We start from the raw sequence: 19,095 nt of genomic DNA on the forward strand, positions 1-19,095 counted from the left end.
AGCTATACTCAAGTGCATCGCCTTTCCCCCGGAGTCTCACCATGCTCAAAGCAGCTATCGTCCTGATGCTGATTGCCACGGTTGTCAGCCTGTTCGGCGGCCTGTTTTTTCTGGTCAAGGACGACAGCAGCTCGAACCGCCTCGTCATTGCCTTGAGTGTTCGTGTCGCTCTGGCCGCGATCACCGTCGGCTTGATTGCCTGGGGTTTCTTCAGCGGCCAGCTGGTGTCCCACGTTCCGTGGTAGCCACAAGCCATAAGCTGCAAGCTTCAAGCGTTCCAGACTTGAGGCTTGCAGCTTGAAGCTTGCCACTGCTTTCAGAGCACATAGACGAAGACGAACAGCCCGATCCACACCACGTCCACGAAGTGCCAATACCAACTCGCTGCTTCAAACCCGAACTGGTGCTCGTTATCGAAGTGCCCACGCATGATCCGCATCAGCATCACAAACAGGATGATGGTGCCGATGGTCACGTGGGCGCCGTGGAAACCGGTGAGCATGAAGAAGGTCGCGCCATAGATGCCCGAACCCAGGGTCAGGCCCAATTCGTGGTAGGCGTGGATGTATTCTTCGGCCTGGAAACCAAGAAATGCACAACCGAGCAATACAGTTAACGCCAGCCAGATTTTCAGCGCGCCGCGATGGCCCTTTTTCAAAGCGTGGTGGGCGATGGTCACGGTGACACTGGAGCTCACCAGCAGCACGGTATTGAGCAGCGGCAGGCCCCAGGGGCTGATCACATCCTTGGGTGCCGGGAAGAGTTTCGGGTCAGGGTTATTCAGCAACGGCCAGGTGAATTCGAACGCCGGCCACAGCATGTGGGCGATGCCTTTGGCGCCTTCGCCACCCAGCGCCGGGCCAGTGATGTTGCGCACATAAAATAATGCCCCGAAGAAGGCGATGAAGAACATCACCTCCGAGAAGATGAACCAGCTCATGCCCCAGCGGAACGAGCGATCCATTTGTGCGCTGTACAACCCTTGGCGACTTTCCTTGATCACCGTGCCGAACCAGCCGAACAGCATGTAGGCCAGCAGCAGGCCGCCGACGAAAAAGATCAGCGGGCCGTGGGATTCCGGCCGCGCTGCCTTCAGGTCGTTGAACCAGGTGGCCAGGCCGAACACAGTGACGAACATGCCAACGGTGGCAATGATCGGCCACTTGCTCTGGGCCGGAACGTAATAATGCTCATGAGTTGCCATTTATTGTTCTCCTTATCGGGCACGCTCAGCCGCCAGTATTTACAGTCACCGGTGGATGTCGGGCGGTGATATCGAACAGCGTGTAGGACAGCGTCAGGTGCTTCACATCCTTGGGCATGTCACGGTCAACGATGAAACGTACCGGCATCTCGATCCGTTGACCGGGCTGCAGCACTTGCTGGGTAAAGCAGAAACATTCGGTCTTGTGGAAGTACGCCGCTGCTGCACTGGGCGCGATGCTCGGCACCGCCTGGGCACTCATCGGGCGATCGGTCGGGTTGTGGGCGATGAAAATCATCTCGTTCACCGCCCCAGGGTTGGCCGTCAATTCATCGCTCTTGGGATAGAAATCCCAGGACATGTCGGCGGAGTTGGTCGACAGAAACTGCACGCGCACTTGCCGCGAGGTATCGACCGTTTGTTCACCTTCATACTGCCCGGCGGTCTTGCCGTTGATGCCGAACGCCTGGCACATCACGTCGTAGATCGGCACCAGGGCAAAGCCGAAGACAAACATCGCCACCACCACGATCAGCAGGCGAGTGACCAGTTTTTTCAACGAGATCGAGTCAGCCATGGTCTCTGTCCTCGGCACAGAACCCTGTGGGAGCGAGCTTGCTCGCGATAGCGGTATACCTGGCACACCGCGTCGCCTTCATCGCGAGCAAGCTCGCTCCCACAAAGGTCAAGGCGTTCATTTCACTTCCGGCGGCGTGGTGAAGGTGTGATACGGCGCCGGTGACGGAATACTCCATTCCAGGCCTTCGGCCCCATCCCATGGTTTGGCCGGTGCCGGCACGCCGCCGCGAATAGTCTTGATCACAATGAACAGGAAGAAAATCTGCGTGGCACCGAACATGAACGCGCCGATCGACGACACCATGTTGAAGTCGGCGAATTGCAGGTTGTAGTCCGGAATCCGCCGCGGCATGCCTGCCAGTCCCACGAAGTGCATCGGGAAGAAGGCCATGTTCATGCCGATGAACGATAGCCAGAAGTGCAGCTTGCCGAGGGTTTCGTCGTACATGTGGCCGGTCCATTTCGGCATCCAGTAGTAGGCCGAGGCGAAGATCCCGAAGATCGCCCCCGGCACCAGCACGTAGTGGAAGTGCGCGACCACGAAGTAGGTGTCCTGGTACTGGAAGTCCGCCGGTGCGATGGCCAGCATCAGGCCGGAGAAGCCGCCGATGGAGAACAGGATCACAAACGCTACCGCGAACAGCATCGGCGTCTCGAAGGTCAGCGAGCCTTGCCACATGGTGCTCGCCCAGTTGAACACCTTGACCCCTGTCGGCACCGCGATCAGCAGCGTGGCGTACATGAAGAACAGCTCGCCCACCAGCGGAATGCCGACCACGAACATGTGGTGCGCCCAGACGATGAACGACAGGAACGCAATACTGGCGGTGGCGTAGACCATCGAGGTGTAGCCGAACAGCGGCTTGCGCGAGAAGGCCGGAATGATCGAGCTGACGGCACCGAAGGCCGGCAGGATCATGATGTACACCTCGGGGTGACCGAAGAACCAGAACACATGCTGGAACAGCACCGGATCACCACCACCGGCGGCACTGAAGAAGCTGGTGCCGAAATGGATGTCCATCAGCATCATGGTCACGCACCCGGCCAGCACCGGCATCACCGCAATCAGCAGGAAGGCGGTGATCAGCCAGGTCCAGACGAACAGCGGCATTTTCATCAACGTCATGCCGGGGGCGCGCAGGTTGAGGATGGTCGCGATCACGTTGATCGCACCCATGATCGAACTGATCCCCATCAAGTGGATGGCGAAGATGAAAAAGGTCACGCTTTCCGGCGCATAGGTTGTCGATAGCGGCGCATAGAACGTCCAGCCAAAGTTCGGTCCGCCGCCGGGAGTGAACAGGGTCGATACCAGCAGGATGAACGCCGCCGGCAGCAGCCAGAAGCTGAAGTTGTTCATCCGCGGCAGCGCCATGTCCGGCGCGCCGATCATCAACGGGATCATCCAGTTGGCGAGGCCGACGAACGCCGGCATCACCGCACCGAACACCATCACCAGTCCATGCATGGTGGTCATCTGGTTGAAGAATTCCGGCTGGACGATTTGCAGCCCCGGCTGAAACAGTTCGGCGCGGATTACCATCGCGAACGAACCGCCGAGCAAGAACATGGAGAACGCAAACCACAGGTACAGCGTGCCGATATCCTTGTGGTTGGTGGTCAGCACCCAGCGCATCAGGCCTTTGGCGGGGCCGTGGGCATGGTCGGTGGCATGACCGTGGTCATCGATAACGGCGCTCATGGCCTGTCTCCTGCAAACAGATGGGCTGGGCAGGCCGGGGCGCGATGCCCCGACCGGTTCCTTGGATGCGCAATAGACCGGGTCATTTGCTTTCCGCCTGTTTCAGCTCCAGCACTTCTTTCGGCGTGACCATGTCGCCCTTGTTGTTGCCCCAGGCGTTACGTTCATAGGTCACGACCGCCGCGATATCGACTTCCGAGAGCTGCTTGCCGAACGCCGCCATGGCGGTGCCGGGCTTGCCGTGGAAGACAATGCTCAGGTGATCCTTGATCGGCCCGGTAGCGATTTTCGAGCCCTTGAGTGCCGGGAACATGGGTGGCAGACCCTGGCCTTCGGCCTGGTGGCAGGCCACGCAAGTGGTGTGGTAGACCTTGTCGCCGCGCTCCTTGAGTTCGTCGAGGGTCCAATCCTTGCTGGTCAGCTCTTTGAGTTGCGCGGCTTCTGCCTTGCGTTCGCCCAGCCACTTTTCGTAATCGGCCTTTTCCTTGACCTCGACCACGATCGGCATGAACCCGTGGTCCTTGCCGCACAGCTCGGCGCACTGGCCGCGGTAGAGACCGGGTTTTTCGATTCGGGTCCAGGCTTCGTTGACGAACCCCGGGATCGCATCGCGCTTGACCGCGAAGGCCGGCACCCACCAGGAGTGAATGACGTCGGCAGACGTCACCAGGAAGCGCACCTTGGCGCCGATTGGCAGCACCAGTGGCTTGTCGACCTCAAGCAGGTAGTGCTCGCCCTTGGCTTCCTTGTTGTGGATCTGCTCGGCGGGCGTGGCCAGGTTGCTGAAGAACTCGACGTCCTGGCCCAAGTACTTGTAATGCCACTTCCACTGATAGCCCGTGACCTGGATATCGATATCCGGCTCGGTGGCGTCGTACATCTTGATCAGGGTTGCAGTCGCCGGAATCGCCATCGCCACCAATATCAGGAAGGGCACGATGGTCCAGAGGATTTCGACGGTGGTGCTTTCATGAAATTTTGCGGCCACCTGCCCGGTCGAGCGGCGGTGGAGAATCATCGACCAGAACATGGCGCCGAAGACGATGATGCCGATCACTACACAAATCCAGAAAATGGTCATGTGCAGGTCAAATACTGCGTGACTGATTTCAGTCGCTCCAGGCGCCATATTTACAGTCCATGCGGCGTGTGCCGGACTGAAAATCGACCACAACAGGAGGCCCATCCAGACGTGTGGATGTCGCATCATTGCGGGTTCCCCTTATCGTTCTTTTTATCCCGCCGGCTTTCACCTGCGGCAAGGGAGCGGCTTTTTCAGACTACGAACTTGAATCGCCAGGCCTTGCTGCGTGTGCAGTCGGGCGTCATCAGCTAACTCCATTCCCACCCGAGTATAGACAGCGACTGGCACCTCGCAACGTGGCGGCGTAAATCGGGTGAAACAGCTGGGACTTGCGTTCCAAGGCACGAATGGAGAAGGATGCAGACCAGTGGTCACAATTCGATATAACGGAGACGTCTCAAGGATGAAACATTTATGAAGAATGCGTCTTAGCATTGTTCATAAGGCAGCTAAGTTATGTCTTCCCTATTTCATTGCCTTTGTTTCCTGGAGTTTTCATGAACACCGCCGCATTGCGCGAGCAGATCCAAAAAGCCCAACAACACGAAGCCGAAACCGGCCTGCTGACTCGTCAGCTGGAAACCCAACTGCCACACCTTCACTCCGCCATCCAATTGCCGGAGGTCGACGCCAACGGCGTGATGACGCGTTTTGTGGCCGCGTATATCGAGCAAGTACCGGACCTGCTGGATGCAGCCAATGAAGTCGCCAGGGAAGCGGGCATCGAATCACAGATCCAGCCGGTGCTGAAAATCGCCGAGCAGTTCTTCCTCCAGCCCCCGGCGATCATGGCCGGTCACGTCGGTCTGGATAGCCTGCTGGACGAAGCCTATCTGGCGCACCGCCTGGTCGAAGAGGTCAATGACCTGTACATCAAGCATTTTGGCCAGCCACTGATCCCATTGGACATGACTGTGGCCAACCTGATTGCTCATCATCTGATCGGTGAGGCATTCGCCAACCAACTGGATGAGGCGGTACATCACGCCGTCGACGAGATGCTCAACGAAGAGAGTTTCGCGCTGGAATCGGTGGAAGCCTACCGCGAGAAACTCAACAGCCCGGACACCGGTGCTGCGTGGAAACGCTGGCCATGCCTGTCGCGCCAGCTGGGTGTAGGGTTGGAGCTGGATCAACCGGCTGCCTGACGGAATATCCCCCTGTAGGAGCGAGCTTGCTCGCGATGGTCGTTAACGATAACGCGTGTTTACTGGCTAAACGCGGCGTTCTCGAATCCATCGCGAGCAAGCTCGCTCCTACAGAGGGCGATCTACGCGGCTGAACCCACTCCGGACGTGGTTCTCAACCGCCCTTCCAGCCTGCGCTTCAACCCCCGCGCCTCAATCAGCAGTTTCGAGCCCTTGGCCGCGTTGGCCCGTCCCCATTCCTCAAGCAACTCCAGACACGAGTGATCGATGTAGCTCAGGTTATTGAGCGGCACATGCACCGTTGCACCCGCAGGAATGGTCCCCAGCACTTGTGTCAGCGCCGGCACCTTGAGAAAGGTTGCTGCACCTGTCAATCGCAATTCCATTTCGCCGTCCCTGGGCAGGTCGATCAGGCTGATTTTCAGGCGTGATGCCTTCCAGGCAAGCTTGGCCAGGGTCAGGCCGAAGCCGATCAGCACGCCGGTCAGCAAGTCAGTGAAGATGATTGCCAAGGCAGTCGCCGCATAAGTGAACATCGGCATCCGGCCATAACGGCCCAGACCGCGGAAAGCCTTGAGGTCGACCAGTTTGAAGCCGGTATAAACCAGAACCCCCGCCAGACTCGCCACCGGAATGCTTTGCAGCACGCTCGATAGCAGCAACACGAAGGCCAGCAACCATAGGCCATGGAACACCGCCGACAGTCGTGTGGTGGCGCCAGCCTGGACGTTGGCCGAGCTGCGCACGATCACCCCGGTCATCGGCAGCGCACCGAGCAGTCCACAGAGCATGTTGCCTACGCCTTGGGCGGACAATTCCCGGTCGAAGTCCGAGCGCTGGCCACTGTGCATGCGATCCACCGCAGCGGCCGACAGCAGGGTTTCAGCACTGGCGATGAAAGCGACGGCAAATGCGGCGATCAGCAGCGTGGGGTCTGCCAGGTTGAGCAGGTCCGCAGGTTTGAGCCAATCGATGGCTTCTGCCAGGTTGGCCGGCACTTCTACGCGTTTGACCTGCAACGCCAGAGCAAGGCTGGCAACCGTGGCCAGCCCGACCCCGAGTAATGCTCCCGGAATGAAGCGCAGGGAATGGGGACGCAATTTTTCCCACAGCCACATCACGGCAATGGTCGACAGCCCGAGCAGGCCCGCCTGCCAGCCCAAGGATGGCAACGCTTGCATCACTGCGGCCGGGAAGGCTGCCAGGTTATCCAGGCCTGAAGGCTTGGGTACGGCGTCGAGCATCACATGCACCTGTGAAAGCACGATCAATACGCCAATCCCGGCGAGCATGCCGTAGACCACCGCTGGCGCCGTCACCCGAAACCAGCAACCCAGTTTCAACCGCCCGGCCACCAGTTGCAGAAAGCCTGCCAGCAGCAGAATCGGCCCGAGCATGGCGATGCCATGCTGGCGCACCAGTTCGAACACCAGAACGGCCAACCCTGCCGCCGGACCGCTGACTTGCAATGGAGAGCCGGCGAGCCAGCCCACCACCAGCCCACCGATGATGCCGGTGATCAAACCTTTGGCGGGCGGTAGCCCCGAAGCAATGGCGATACCCATGCACAAGGGTAAAGCGACAAGAAACACGACCACCGAAGCCAACAGCTCCCGTGGCAGAACAGTTTTTAGTTGCGCAGCACGCATGGTGATTCTCCTGAAGTTTTTTTCAGGCATGGCAAAGCCAGGCTGCTCGATCGGCAGCCTCGGCTAAACCACACTTAGGAGGATTTAGAAGCGCGCTTTGGGCGTCGCCACGGGAATTGGATGACTGCCGTCTAGCGGCAGGAAACAACCCTGATCGGCGTCGTAAGCCTTGATTTCGCTGGTTTCGATGCTGTAGACCCAGCCATGGATAAACAGCTGACCGTTGGCCATGCGCGAGGCCACGGACGGATGAGTGCGCAAATGCTGCAACTGAGCGATCACATTCTCCTCGGTGAGGATGTGCATGCTTTCGTTTTCGTCAGCGCAATGACAGTTTTCCTGGACCATGGTTTTCGCCACTTCGGCGTGGCGCAGCCAGGCTTTGACCGTCGGCATTTTTTCCAGGCTTTGCGGATTGAGTACCGCACGCATGGCGCCGCAGTCGGAGTGTCCGCAAATGATGATGTGCTGCACGCCGAGGGCCAGTACCGCGTATTCGATCGCCGTGGAAACACCGCCGTTCATTTGCCCGTACGGTGGAACCACATTGCCGACATTACGGGTCACGAACAGATCGCCAGGGGCACTTTGGGTGATCAGCTCAGGAACGATACGCGAATCGGCGCAGGCGATGAACATCGCCCTGGGGCTCTGGGCCGTGGCGAGTTTCTTGAAAAGTTCTTCCTGCTGCGGAAAAATTTCGTGATGAAAATGCAAAAAGCCGTCAACGATATGCTGCAGGGCTGCATCGGCGGTTTCCGCCTCCAGTGGGGCTGAAGCCGACGCAGCCAACGGCTGTTTATCCTTGTCACTCATGATTCATCCTCTTTGGCGGAGTCAGTCAGGGAATCTTCCCGTGTTATCCGATGTGAAGCCAGTGGCTGTTTAAAAAACATCCAGGTCGAAGCACCCGACCCGTCAGTCACTCGATGAACAAGGTAGCCGCCGAAACTTAATTGAAACTGAATGAAACGCTCTAGCACGTGTGTTCCAGGTCACAAAAAACGTGACCAGAGTAGATATGATGCCTGTTTCGTTCTACTCAACCATAGATCAATTGCCCTCAAATCAATGACATCTGGCGCCCTGGCGGACAGAAGGCTGTGCAATCCAGATTGAAACCTTCCCGACGATTGAGCCCCAAGCGTTTGATGGTTTTGGCAAAGCGTTGCGCCAGCAGGTCGGCAAATGGACCTTCGCCGCGCATACGGCTGCCAAACCGGCTGTCGTAGAGCTCACCGCCACGACTCTGGCGGATCAGGCTCAATACATGGGCAGCCCGCTGAGGATAATGGGCCGCCAGCCATTCTTCGAACAGCGGTGCTACTTCCAGGGGCAAGCGCAGCATCATGTAGGCCGCACTTTGTGCGCCAGCGCCATGGGCTTCGGTGAGCAGGCTTTCGAGTTCGCAGTCGTTGATCATTGGAATCATCGGCGAGCACAGGACCCCCACCGGAATTCCCGCTTCACGCATCACCCTGATGGCTCGCAGTCGAGCCTTGGGCGCAGCGGCGCGGGGTTCGAGGATGCGTTTGAGCTCGTCGTCCAGGGTGGTCAGGCTGATCATTACGGCCACCAGTCTTTGCTGAGCGAGCTCGGCCAGCAGGTCCAGATCGCGCAGGATCAGCGAACCTTTGGTAATGATGGTCACGGGATGGCGATAGCGCAGCAGCACTTCGAGGGTTTTGCGGGTGATTTTGTGTTCGCGCTCGATCGGCTGATAGGGGTCTGTGTTGGAGCCCAGATTGATCGGTGCGCATTGATAGCCGCGCTTGGACAGTTGTTCTTCCAGCACATCGGCAGCGTTGGTCTTGGCGATCAGCTTCGTTTCGAAATCCAGCCCCGGCGACATGTCCCAATAGGCATGGCTGGGCCGTGCGTAACAATAAATGCAACCGTGCTCGCACCCGCGATAGGGATTGATCGAGCGATCGAAGGGCAAATCCGGCGAGTTGTTGCGGGTGATGATGGTTTTAGCCTTCTCGATCCGCACCTCCGTGCCTTGGGTCATCGGCGCTTCCTGATACCAGCCGTCATCCTCGGCCACCGAACGGTTCGGGGCGAAGCGGTTGTGCGGATTGCTGGCGGTGCCGCGACCGCGAGGTGGCAGAGGCATGGTCATCGATGTGCTTCCGTTAGCTGTATGCACATACAGTATCCGGGCAGCCGGTCATAGGCCAGTGCCGTTCGGCAGCTTTATGGCTACTTTTTGAGTGGATGTATTAAAGAACGTAGCAGTGATCGAATCTACGTCTAGTCATCCCAGGAAATATATAGCACGTAGAGTTTTTATAGGGCTGGTTAATACTATCCATGCCACACGAAGCTCTATAATTTCTATAATTAAAAGGATTTAATAAATGTCAGTCTTCAATCAGCGCGGTATATTTTTGCAACTATTGGCTCCGAGCATTACCAACCCGCGGGAAGCGCAGGTTTCGCTGCAACTTGCGCGAAAAGAGTCGACTTGGGACCCGGTCAATCAGGAAGAAACCGATCGACTGGTCGACTCGGTCTACGTAACGGCTTTCTCCAGCGATGGAGGTCGCTCCTTCAGCATCGGCAGAGTCCACAGTGATGTAGATGGCGATGGTGCTGTTGACGGGGAAGACAAGGCCAGATTACTGGCCTTGGCCACGGCTTATTCGAACATCGTAAACCCGTAAGAACGGCTAATTAAACCTGCATGGACATCATGCAGGTTTAAGTTCGACGTCTGCATTGTCAATGCTTGGTCAGTTGTCCAAGGTCGTCGCTTGAGGTTGTTGTCATGTCGTTTTTGCGCAACTTGGCAACTTCTTCGGAATTTACCGAGACCCCTTTATTTCCCCAACTCGTGGTAATGAAGTTAACCACGTCCGCCACTTCCTGGTCCGACAAGCGCCAGGCGAACCCGGGCATTGTGAAGGTCGAGGGTGCGCTATGGGTTGCAGGTAAAGTGCCGCCCTTGAGCACAATGTGAATCAGCGACGTTGCATCGTCCGACTGCAATACCGGGTTTCCCGCCAAAGCCGGAAACACTCGGGTGTAGCCATGGCCATCGGTACGATGGCAGGCCGCGCAGTTGTCGATGTACACCGCCGCGCCAGGCTGGCTGTCGTCACCGTTCCACAGCGCCTGGGCGACCTGTTTGTCGTATTGATGCGGCTGATCGTCAGGGTCGTTCGCCGGCAGGGACTTGAGATAGCGGGCAATCGCGGTCAGATCGTTATCGGTCATGTACTGCATGCTGTGCGTCACCACATCACTCATGCCACCAAACACCGCGCTGCGATCGCTGCGACCGGTCTTGAGGAACTGCACCAGTTGCTCTTCGCTCCAACTGCCGAGACCGTCTTTGTGATCGCCCCGCAGACTTTTCGCGATCCAGCCTTCAAGGGGCGCACTGCCTGAAAGAAACGCGCTGCCTTGCCCGGCATCCAGGGCTTTTTCTTGCATGGTCAGGGCACGCGGCGTATGGCACGCGCCGCAATGTCCGAGGCCTTCCACCAGATACGCCCCGCGACTGACCACGGCATCTGCGCCAGGTGTGGCGTTATGCTCCTCGACGGTCGGGGCAAACATCCAGCGCCAGCCCGCCAGTGGCCAGCGCATGCTCAAGGGCCAGGGGATGTCGCTGTCCTTGTTTTCCTGAGCCACGGGCGCCACGCCCTTCATGAAGTAGGCATACAACGCCTGCATGTCGGTTTCGCTGACGCGTGCGTAGGACGGATACGGCATGGCCGGGTACAGCGTACTGCCGTTTTTGACGACACCATGCCGGACTGCTTTGTCGAAGTCCTCGAAGCTATAGTCACCCAGTCCCGTTTTATCCGGGGTTATGTTGGTGGAGTAGATCGTCCCGATCGGTGTTTCCATCGGCAGGCCGCCGGCGAAGGGCTTGCCGTCCTTGGCGGTGTGGCACGCCACGCAGTCGCCGGCACGGGCAAGGTACTCGCCCTGCTTGATCAGGTTTTGATCAGCGTCTGCAGCGTTGATCGAGCCACAACCGAGCAGCGCCAGAGTAGCGATAACTAATGATTTCATGGTCATCGCTCCTTAAGCCTGAACCAGCGGGCCGGGGTTTTTCAGGTACTGCTCGCGGATCGCCCGGGCCGACCAGTAGGTCAATGCAGCCACCAGGCCAGTAGGGTTGTAGCCCAGACCTTGTGGAAAAGCTGAGGCGCCAGGCACGAATACGTTGTGCACGTCCCAACTCTGCAAGTAACGGTTCAGGGCGCTGGTTTTCGGGTCGGTGCCCATGATCGCGCCACCGTTGAGGTGGGTGGTCTGGTAAGACGCGGTGTTGAAATGATCGCCGACTTTTTTACCGATCACGGCAATGGCCTTGGGACCCATCGCTTCGGCGATCTTGCCCATTTTCTCGACCATGAAGCGGTTCATCTTGATGTCGTTTTCCTGCCAGTCGAAGGTCATCCGTAGCAGCGGCAAGCCGTAGGCATCGCGGTACACAGGGTCCAGATCGAGGTAGTTGCCGCGGTAGGACTGGTGCGCACCGTGGGCGTCCATCGACACTTGATGGGTGTAGTAATCGGCGGTGGCGCGTTTCCAGGCACTGCCCCAGGCCGGGGTGCCCGGCGGATTGGAGGTCCCGGCGATCGGTCGGCTGCCTGCCTGGTTGACCCACATCGGTGAGCCGCCGACGAAGCCGTGAGGCCCGTGATCGAAGTTGTCGGCGTTGAAATCGTCCACCGCCACACCATTGCCACCGGCGCCGATAAAGTTATTGGTGTGGGTGTCCTTGTCGAAGAACGCCTTGATCGTGGCCATGTTCTGGTAGGCGAAGTTCTTGCCAATGACCCCTTCGCCGCTGATGGGGTCGTAGGGCTTGCCGATGCCGGAAAGCAGCATCAGCCGCACGTTATGGAACTGGAAGGCGCCGAGGATCACCAGATCCGCCGGCTGCTCGATCTCCCGGCCCTGACCGTCGACATAGGTCACGCCGGTGGCTTTGGTCTTGGTGCTGTCGAGGTTGACCCGCAACACGTGGGAATTGGGCCGCAACTCGAAATTCGGCAACGGTTTGAGGGCCGGCAAAATGTTCACATTCGGCGATGCCTTGGAGTACATGTAGCAAACGTAACCGCTGCAAAAACCGCAGAAGTTGCACGGCCCCATTTGCGCGCCGTAAGGGTTGGTGTAGGGGCCTGAAGTATTCGCCGACGGCAGGTTGTAGGGTTTGTAACCCACTGCGGTGGCCGCTTTCTGGAACAGTTGTGCGGAAACAGTGTTCTTCTGCGATTCCAGCGGGAAATGATTAGAGCGATCCGGGGCATACGGATTACCCCCCTTGCCTTCACCGACCCGTTGACCGTTCACCGTCCAGGCCTGACCCGAGGTGCCGAAGACTTTCTCGGCGTAATCGAAAAATGGCTCCAGCTCTTCATAGCTGACGCCGAAGTCCTGGATGGTCATGTCCTTGGGAATGAAGTGTTTGCCGTAGCGTTCTTCATAGTGGCTGCGCATACGCAACTCGATCGGGTCGACCCGAAAGTGCACGCCGGACCAGTGCAGACCGGCACCGCCCACACCGTTACCGGGCAGGAAGGCGCCCAGTTGGCGGTTCGGCAGCGCGATGTCGTTCACGCTATGGCGAATGGTGACGGTTTCCTTGGAAATGTCCTGGAAGAGTTTTTTACGCACGCTGTAGGTAAGTTCGTCGATCACCTGTGGATAGTTACCGTCGGGATAGGTGTCCTGCATGTGGCCGCGCTCCAGCGCGAGCACATTGAGGCCGGCTTCCGTCAGCTCCTTGGCCATGATCGCGCCCGTCCAGCCAAAACCGACGATCACTGCGTCGACCTTCTTCATTACCGTTGCCATGCTCACGCCCTCTCGCCGCGAATTGAAACTGCCGGGAAGGGGTATTGCTCGTTGCGTTCCACCCAATCCATGAAATCGGCGCGGGCACCGGGGAAGCCGATCATGGTCCAGCCGACCATGCCTTTATTGCCGCCATGGATCGGGTCGCAGAAGAACCCTTCCTTGGTGTTTTGCAGCAGCAGGTTGAAAAAAATCTTTGCCGGGACACTGTCGAACTGAGGTTTGCCTGCCTCCAATTGTTTAAGCAAATCCTCTCGGGTAGCGCTGTCTTGCTCAGCAAATACTTTACCGTTGAGCGCTTTCGACCAGGCATCCGTCGCGGCGATGCCCAAGCGATAGATGTCTTTGGGCACCAGTTTGCTCTGCCAGCCCATTTCCGGAGCGGCGTCGGCGTTGAACGGCCCTTGCATGAACCACAACGCGCCTGCGGCGTAGGGCGTGTTCATCTGGCGGTCGATGTATTCAGGCACACCGGCTTCCAACGCACCGGGGCCTTGGGCATCGTTCGGGATCAAGTGAGCGACGGCAGACTTGATGAATGCCCATTCCTCAACGGTGAAGTAGCTGGGTTCATACGCAGTGGTGCGGGCGGGCAACTTGGCGGGGCTGGCGGGAGCCGCTTCAGGCGCAGCCATCAGGACTGTGCTGCCCAGACCGGTGCTGGCGACGGTGACCACCGGGATCAAGGTCAGGGATTTGCGTAAAAATTCACGCCGCGGGTTGTCTCGATCTTGATCAGACATGGGGGCCACCTCATCAGGCAATAATGGTTGTCAGCCGTTTCGTTGAACGACTATCGTTTTGGCAGCAATGCGGGTCGTGGAAGACCGGGGATAGGCAACTGCAAAATCTGGAAACAAATGATAGCAGCCTAAGTATCAAGTTGAATCGATTCAGCTAAAAACTTGGGCGTGCAGCGCGGGAGAGGGTGATCGTTGGATGTCACCCTCCACCCCGTAAAAGGGTGGAAGGTGTTTTGTCTCAGTGTTGCTCGTCAGGCTTTTTCTTCAGCTTGGGATTGGGAAAAAACTGCACGGCCTGAACCTTGGCGTCCGGCACCTTCAGCGCCGAGGTGTTGACCCTTGTGCCCAATTCCTTGGGCACTGACAGACCCTGTTCATTCAGCGTGTCCGAATAACCGCAGGCCACGCACTCGCGATGCGGGACTTGGTCTTCGTTCCACATCATCAACTTGTCCGGCTCGCTGCAAGCCGGGCAGACCGCCCCGGCGATAAAGCGTCTTTTGGTAATCACAGGTCCCTCACTCATGCGGCCGCGACCTCACTCAGGCCGCTATGGCGCAAGAGTGCGTCAATCGACGGTGGCCGTCCCCGGAAGTCGACGAACAGCACCATCGGTTCCTGGGAACCGCCGCGCGCCAGGATCGCCTCGCGGAACGCGCGACCGGTGGCGGCATTGAGCACGCCGTCTTCTTCGAATTTGGAGAAAGCATCCGCCGACAGCACTTCCGCCCATTTGTAGCTGTAGTAGCCCGCCGCGTAACCGCCGGCGAAGATATGCGCAAAGCTGTTGGGGAAACGGTTGTAGGCCGGCGGCCGCATGACCGAGACCTCGTTGCGCACGCCTTCGAGCACTTGCAGCACGCTGCGGCCGTCGCCGTGGGTGGCATGCAGTTCGAAGTCGAACAGCGAGAATTCCAGCTGGCGAACCATCATCAGGCCCGACTGGAAGTTTTTCGCCGCGAGCATTTTTTCCAGCAGGTCCTGAGGCAGCGGCTCGCCGGTTTCGTACTGACCGGAGATCAGCGCCAGGCCTTCCGGCTCCCAGCACCAGTTCTCCATGAACTGGCTTGGCAACTCGACCGCATCCCAGGCTACGCCGTTGATGCCGGATACGCCGGCATGCTCGACGCGGGTCAGCAGGTGATGCAAGCCGTGACCGAATTCGTGGAACAGCGTCGTCACTTCATCGTGGGTCAGCAGCGCTGGCTTGCCGCTGTCGGCCGGGGTGAAGTTGCACACCAGATTGGCCACCGGGCTCTGGAGGATGCCTTGGGCGGTGCGGCGACGATCACGGGCGCCGTCCATCCAGGCACCGCCGCGCTTGTTGGCGCGGGCGTAGAGGTCAAAGAAGAAGCGACCGACGTGCTGGCCGTTTTCCTTGATTTCGAACAGGCGAACATCCGGGTGCCAGGTGTCGAAGCCTTTCTGCTCGGCGATTTCAATGCCATACAGACGCTGGACGATGGCGAACAGACCGCCCAGCACCTTGTCGATCGGGAAGTAGGCGCGAAGGGCTTCCTGGGCAACGCTGTAGCGCTGCTCGCGGAGCTTTTCGCCGTAGAAACCGCTGTCCCAGCTTTGCAGGTCCGGGCAGCCTTGTTCAGCGGCATAGGCTTTGAGCTGTTCCAGATCCTGGGTGGCGAACGGCTTGCTGCGCTTGGCCAGATCGCGCAGGAAACTGATGACCTGGTCGCTGGATTCGGCCATTTTGGTGGCCAGGCTCAGTTCCGAGAAGCTGGCGAAACCCAGGAGTCTGGCCAGTTCCTGGCGCAGGTCGAGGATTTCTTCCATGACCGGGCCGTTATCGTTCTGACCGGCATTCGGGCCTTGGTCCGACGCACGGGTGCAGTAGGCCGCGTAGACTTCTTCGCGCAGGCTACGGTCCTGGGCGTAGGTCATTACCGCGTAGTAGCTCGGGAATTCCAGGGTGATCAGCCAGCCATCCAGCTCTTTGGCCTGGGCCGCGGCGGCCATTTGGGCCTTGGCCGAATCGGTCAGGCCGGCAAGGGCGGCTTCATCGGTGACGTGCTTGGTCCAGGCTTGAGTCGCGTCGAGCAACTGGTTGGAGAAGCGGCTGCCCAGCTCCGACAATTTGCTCTGCACTTCGGCGTAGCGCTTTTGTTCGGCTTCCGGCAAGTCGATACCCGACAGGCGGAAGTCACGCAGAGAGTGTTCCAGAATGGTTTTCTGCGCCACATCGAAACCGGCTGCTTGCGGGCTGTTGGCGAGCGCTTCGAAGGCCTCGAACAGCTCGCGATTCTGGCCCAGTTCGGTGGAGTAGGCGCTCAAGGCGGGCAGGCAGGACTCGTAGGCTTCACGCAGTTCGGCGCTGTTGCACACCGCATTCAGGTGGCTGACCGGGCTCCAGGCCGCGCCGAGGCGATCGTTGAGTTCGTCCATTGCCAGCACCAGGCCGGCCCAGGTCGGTTGTTTACCCTCGGTTTTGAGGATCTCGATAATGGCGGCGCGGTTGTCAGCCAGGATCTGTTCAATGGCCGGTTGCACGTGCTCGGCACGGATCGCCGAGAACGGCGGCAGGTCGTAGGACTGCAAAAGAGGGTTGTTCACGCTCACGGTTGGCACCTTGGCTGGAAGAAACTGCTGGAAGAAACATTGGGCCATCTTAATTACAATCGACGTCGACCGCAGCTATCAGCAATAGAGAGAGAGCCTATCGTGACCCTTCGCAAGTATCAGAACCACACGCCGCTGCTCGGTAAAGGCACTTTTGTCGACTGCTCGGCGGTGGTGATCGGCGACGTTGAAATCGGCGACGACAGCTCGGTCTGGCCGCTGACGGTGATCCGTGGGGACATGCATCGCATCCGTGTGGGTGCGCGCACCAGCGTCCAGGATGGCTGCGTGCTGCACATCACCCACGCCGGCCCGTTCAATCCCGATGGCTTCCCGTTGCTGATCGGCGATGACGTGACCATCGCGCATAAAGTCATGCTTCACGGTTGCACCGTGGGCAGCCGGGTCCTGATTGGCATGGGCAGCATCGTGATGGATGGCGCGGTGGTGGAAGATGACGTGATCATCGGCGCCGGCAGCCTGGTACCGCCCGGCAAGCGCCTGGAAAGCGGTTTTCTCTACGTGGGCAGCCCGGTCAAACAGATCCGTACGCTGACCGACAAGGAAAAAGCCTTTTTCACCTACAGCGCGGCGAATTACGTAAAGCTCAAGGACCTGCATCTGGCCGAAGGCTACGACCAGATCTAAGCTCCTGTTAACGGAAAGCGTCCCGCTATTGCTCAGGAATTTTCATGCATTACCAAACCGTTTTGTTCGACCTCGATGGCACCCTGACCGATCCGCGCGAGGGCATTACCCGTTCGATCCAGTTTGCCCTGAGCAAATTGGGGGTCGATGAACCCGATCTGACCAAGCTCGAACACTTTATCGGCCCGCCGTTGTTGCAGGCGTTCATGCAGTTCTACGACTTCGACGAGCCCAAGGCCTGGGAAGCGGTCAACTTCTACCGCGAACGCTTCAAGGTCACCGGCCTTTACGAGAACCGCGTCTTCGACGGCGTCACGCCATTGCTGGAAACCCTCGGCGGCCAAGGGCGACAGCTGTACATCGCGACCTCCAAACCCTGGATCTTCGCCCGGGAAATCGCCAGGCACTTCGACTTTGCGAAACACTTCAAGGTGATCTACGGCAGCGAACTGGACGGGACCCGTACCAATAAAGTCGAGCTGATCGCCCATCTGATGGCCGAAGAAGGCCTGGACCCGAGCACCACCTTGATGATCGGCGATCGTAAACACGACCTGATCGGCGCTCGGAGCAATGGGCTGGACGCCGCGGCAGTGGGCTACGGTTTTGGTAGCCGTGAAGAGCTGAGCGCAGAAGCGCCGGCCTATCACTTTGAAACGCTGGATGAGTTGCACCAGGCGTTTTTGCAGCGCTAGTTAGATTGCCTTCGTCGGAACGCCGCCCGGACCAAGCCCGCTCCCACAGGTCCGAGTCGTCTACAAATTATGTAAACGACTCTGACCTGTGGGAGCGGGCTTGCCCGCGATGAGGACCGCTCAGTCACTGACGCTTTATGATTTAGCCAAAACCTCCAACGCCGCCTTACGCTTTTCAACCGGCAGAGCACCCAGCTTCTCGACGGCCGCATAAAACTTCACCCAATCCCCACCCACCTGCCGGAACAACACCGCAAACGCCGGCACCCGTTGCTCATACAACCCAAACGGTAGCAGCCGGGCATTGTTCATCGGCGCATTGACCCAGGTGTCGTAGCGATTGTCCCCAGCCCATTGGCTGTCACGCAGCAGTCGATAATCCTTGCGCAAGCGCTCGAATGTTGCCGCCTTGCGTTGACGCATCTGGTCGACGGGCAGCGGCAGGCTGTACAGCCATTCGAGCCGCGAACGGGTGTCCAGAAGCAATTGAGTGAATTGCTCGCGTCGCTTCGCCTGCACGCCGTCGTCCGGCGCCAGGCCGCGCAATGCACGCCATTGGCGAGTGCCTTCCTGCTCGACGAACGTGGCGAAAGACTCGCTGAACTCGGTGTCGTCCTTCACATAAACGCGCTGATGCGCCAGTTCGTGAAAGATCAATGTCGCCAGCCGCTCGTCGCCCCAACCCATCATCGAACTGATGATCGGATCGTTGAACCAGCCGAGCGTCGAATAGGCCTCGACACCGCCGATCGACACGTCCATACCTTGCAATCGTTGCAAGGCCGCTTCACTGCGGGCTGCGCCCTGGCTGTAGTAACCGCGATAGGCGACGCAACCGGCAATGGGGAAACAATGGTTCTGCGGCGTCAGGGAAAACTCCGGCGTGGCAAACACATTCCAGACGACGAATGGCCGGCCAATGTCGGCGTATAGGCGATAGCTCTGATTGTCCGGCAGGTGCAGATGTTGGCTGGCGAACGTCCGGGCCTTTTGTGATTGAGTCAGGTGCGCACGCAATTGCTGATCGCGACCGGGATCGGCAATCACGCTGGAAACCGGCTCCCGTGCCCGCAGCAATTGCAGCTGACCACTGGCCAATTGGCCGTAATAGCTGACGCTCGCGCAACCATTGAGCAACAAAAACAACACGCCTGGAAACAAAATGCGTAAAACGCGATCAAGTAACCCAAGGCTTGGAAGCGGCCTGATCAAAATGAATCATCCCTGGAAAGTCTGCCCGCAA

At 58.7% G+C, this 19,095-nt stretch carries 18 protein-coding genes; 5 read left to right on the forward strand and 13 right to left on the reverse strand.

Annotation, left to right across the window (positions count from 1 at the left end; translation table 11 throughout):
* Positions 1-41: 41 nt before the first annotated feature.
* Positions 42-245, forward strand: a complete 204-nt coding sequence (locus ACA062_RS00375; RefSeq protein ID WP_497454743.1) for a twin transmembrane helix small protein — start codon at positions 42-44, stop codon at positions 243-245.
* A gap of 71 nt (positions 246-316) precedes the next feature.
* Here ACA062_RS00375 and ACA062_RS00380 read toward each other — a convergent pair whose 3' ends face one another.
* From ACA062_RS00380 to coxB, 4 genes are all read right to left on the reverse strand, one after another.
* Positions 317-1,204 carry a cytochrome c oxidase subunit 3 gene (locus ACA062_RS00380; RefSeq protein WP_497454744.1) on the reverse strand — a complete coding sequence of 296 codons (888 nt, stop codon included), beginning with the start codon at positions 1,202-1,204 and terminating at the stop codon, positions 317-319.
* Between the two features lie 25 nt (positions 1,205-1,229).
* Entirely contained in the window at positions 1,230-1,781 is a 552-nt protein-coding gene (locus tag ACA062_RS00385; protein WP_497454745.1) for a cytochrome c oxidase assembly protein, read from the reverse strand.
* A gap of 117 nt (positions 1,782-1,898) precedes the next feature.
* Entirely contained in the window at positions 1,899-3,488 is a 1,590-nt protein-coding gene (gene ctaD, locus ACA062_RS00390; protein ID WP_497454746.1) for a cytochrome c oxidase subunit I, read from the reverse strand.
* Positions 3,489-3,570: 82 nt separating this feature from the next.
* Positions 3,571-4,698: a cytochrome c oxidase subunit II gene (coxB, locus tag ACA062_RS00395; RefSeq protein ID WP_497454747.1), complete on the reverse strand. Its 1,128-nt coding sequence runs from the start codon at positions 4,696-4,698 to the stop codon at positions 3,571-3,573.
* A 371-nt stretch (positions 4,699-5,069) separates the two neighbouring features.
* Between coxB and ACA062_RS00400 the strand changes: the two genes are divergently transcribed.
* Entirely contained in the window at positions 5,070-5,720 is a 651-nt protein-coding gene (locus ACA062_RS00400) for a hypothetical protein (RefSeq protein ID WP_497454748.1), read from the forward strand.
* A 122-nt stretch (positions 5,721-5,842) separates the two neighbouring features.
* On the opposite strand, the gene ACA062_RS00405 is transcribed toward ACA062_RS00400, so the two are convergent.
* The 3 genes from ACA062_RS00405 to ACA062_RS00415 form a co-directional block, all read right to left on the reverse strand.
* Positions 5,843-7,369 carry a SulP family inorganic anion transporter gene (locus ACA062_RS00405; RefSeq protein WP_497454749.1) on the reverse strand — a complete coding sequence of 509 codons (1,527 nt, stop codon included), beginning with the start codon at positions 7,367-7,369 and terminating at the stop codon, positions 5,843-5,845.
* Between the two features lie 84 nt (positions 7,370-7,453).
* Positions 7,454-8,185, reverse strand: coding sequence for a carbonic anhydrase (locus ACA062_RS00410; protein WP_497454750.1), 732 nt, complete (start codon positions 8,183-8,185; stop codon positions 7,454-7,456).
* 247 nt (positions 8,186-8,432) lie between these two features.
* Complete coding sequence (locus tag ACA062_RS00415; RefSeq protein ID WP_497454751.1) at positions 8,433-9,491, reverse strand: PA0069 family radical SAM protein; 1,059 nt, start codon at positions 9,489-9,491, stop codon at positions 8,433-8,435.
* A gap of 238 nt (positions 9,492-9,729) precedes the next feature.
* On the opposite strand from ACA062_RS00415, the gene ACA062_RS00420 reads away from it, so the two are divergent.
* On the forward strand, positions 9,730-10,035 hold the full coding sequence (locus ACA062_RS00420) for a hypothetical protein (RefSeq protein WP_497454752.1): 306 nt from the start codon (positions 9,730-9,732) through the stop codon (positions 10,033-10,035).
* A 58-nt stretch (positions 10,036-10,093) separates the two neighbouring features.
* Here the strand turns inward: ACA062_RS00420 and ACA062_RS00425 are convergent, their stop codons facing one another.
* The 5 genes from ACA062_RS00425 to prlC form a co-directional block, all read right to left on the reverse strand.
* Positions 10,094-11,395, reverse strand: a complete 1,302-nt coding sequence (locus ACA062_RS00425; protein ID WP_497454753.1) for a c-type cytochrome — start codon at positions 11,393-11,395, stop codon at positions 10,094-10,096.
* 12 nt (positions 11,396-11,407) lie between these two features.
* Entirely contained in the window at positions 11,408-13,192 is a 1,785-nt protein-coding gene (locus tag ACA062_RS00430) for a GMC family oxidoreductase (RefSeq protein WP_497454754.1), read from the reverse strand.
* A gap of 2 nt (positions 13,193-13,194) precedes the next feature.
* Positions 13,195-13,935 carry a gluconate 2-dehydrogenase subunit 3 family protein gene (locus ACA062_RS00435; RefSeq protein WP_497454755.1) on the reverse strand — a complete coding sequence of 247 codons (741 nt, stop codon included), beginning with the start codon at positions 13,933-13,935 and terminating at the stop codon, positions 13,195-13,197.
* 238 nt (positions 13,936-14,173) lie between these two features.
* Entirely contained in the window at positions 14,174-14,461 is a 288-nt protein-coding gene (locus ACA062_RS00440) for a YheV family putative zinc ribbon protein (protein ID WP_497454756.1), read from the reverse strand.
* Entirely contained in the window at positions 14,458-16,509 is a 2,052-nt protein-coding gene (prlC, locus tag ACA062_RS00445) for an oligopeptidase A (RefSeq protein WP_497454757.1), read from the reverse strand. Before prlC ends, ACA062_RS00440 begins: the two co-directional genes overlap by 4 nt.
* Before the next feature lie 102 nt (positions 16,510-16,611).
* On the opposite strand from prlC, the gene ACA062_RS00450 reads away from it, so the two are divergent.
* The gene (locus ACA062_RS00450; protein WP_497454758.1) at positions 16,612-17,157 is read left to right on the forward strand and encodes a gamma carbonic anhydrase family protein; all 546 of its coding nucleotides are present in this window, start codon (positions 16,612-16,614) and stop codon (positions 17,155-17,157) included.
* A 44-nt stretch (positions 17,158-17,201) separates the two neighbouring features.
* Entirely contained in the window at positions 17,202-17,852 is a 651-nt protein-coding gene (locus ACA062_RS00455) for an HAD family hydrolase (protein ID WP_497454759.1), read from the forward strand.
* 135 nt (positions 17,853-17,987) lie between these two features.
* On the opposite strand, the gene ACA062_RS00460 is transcribed toward ACA062_RS00455, so the two are convergent.
* Positions 17,988-19,064, reverse strand: a complete 1,077-nt coding sequence (locus tag ACA062_RS00460; protein WP_497454760.1) for an aminopeptidase — start codon at positions 19,062-19,064, stop codon at positions 17,988-17,990.
* Positions 19,065-19,095: the final 31 nt, after the last annotated feature.

This window comes from Pseudomonas sp. LBUM1679 (genome assembly GCF_059695565.1).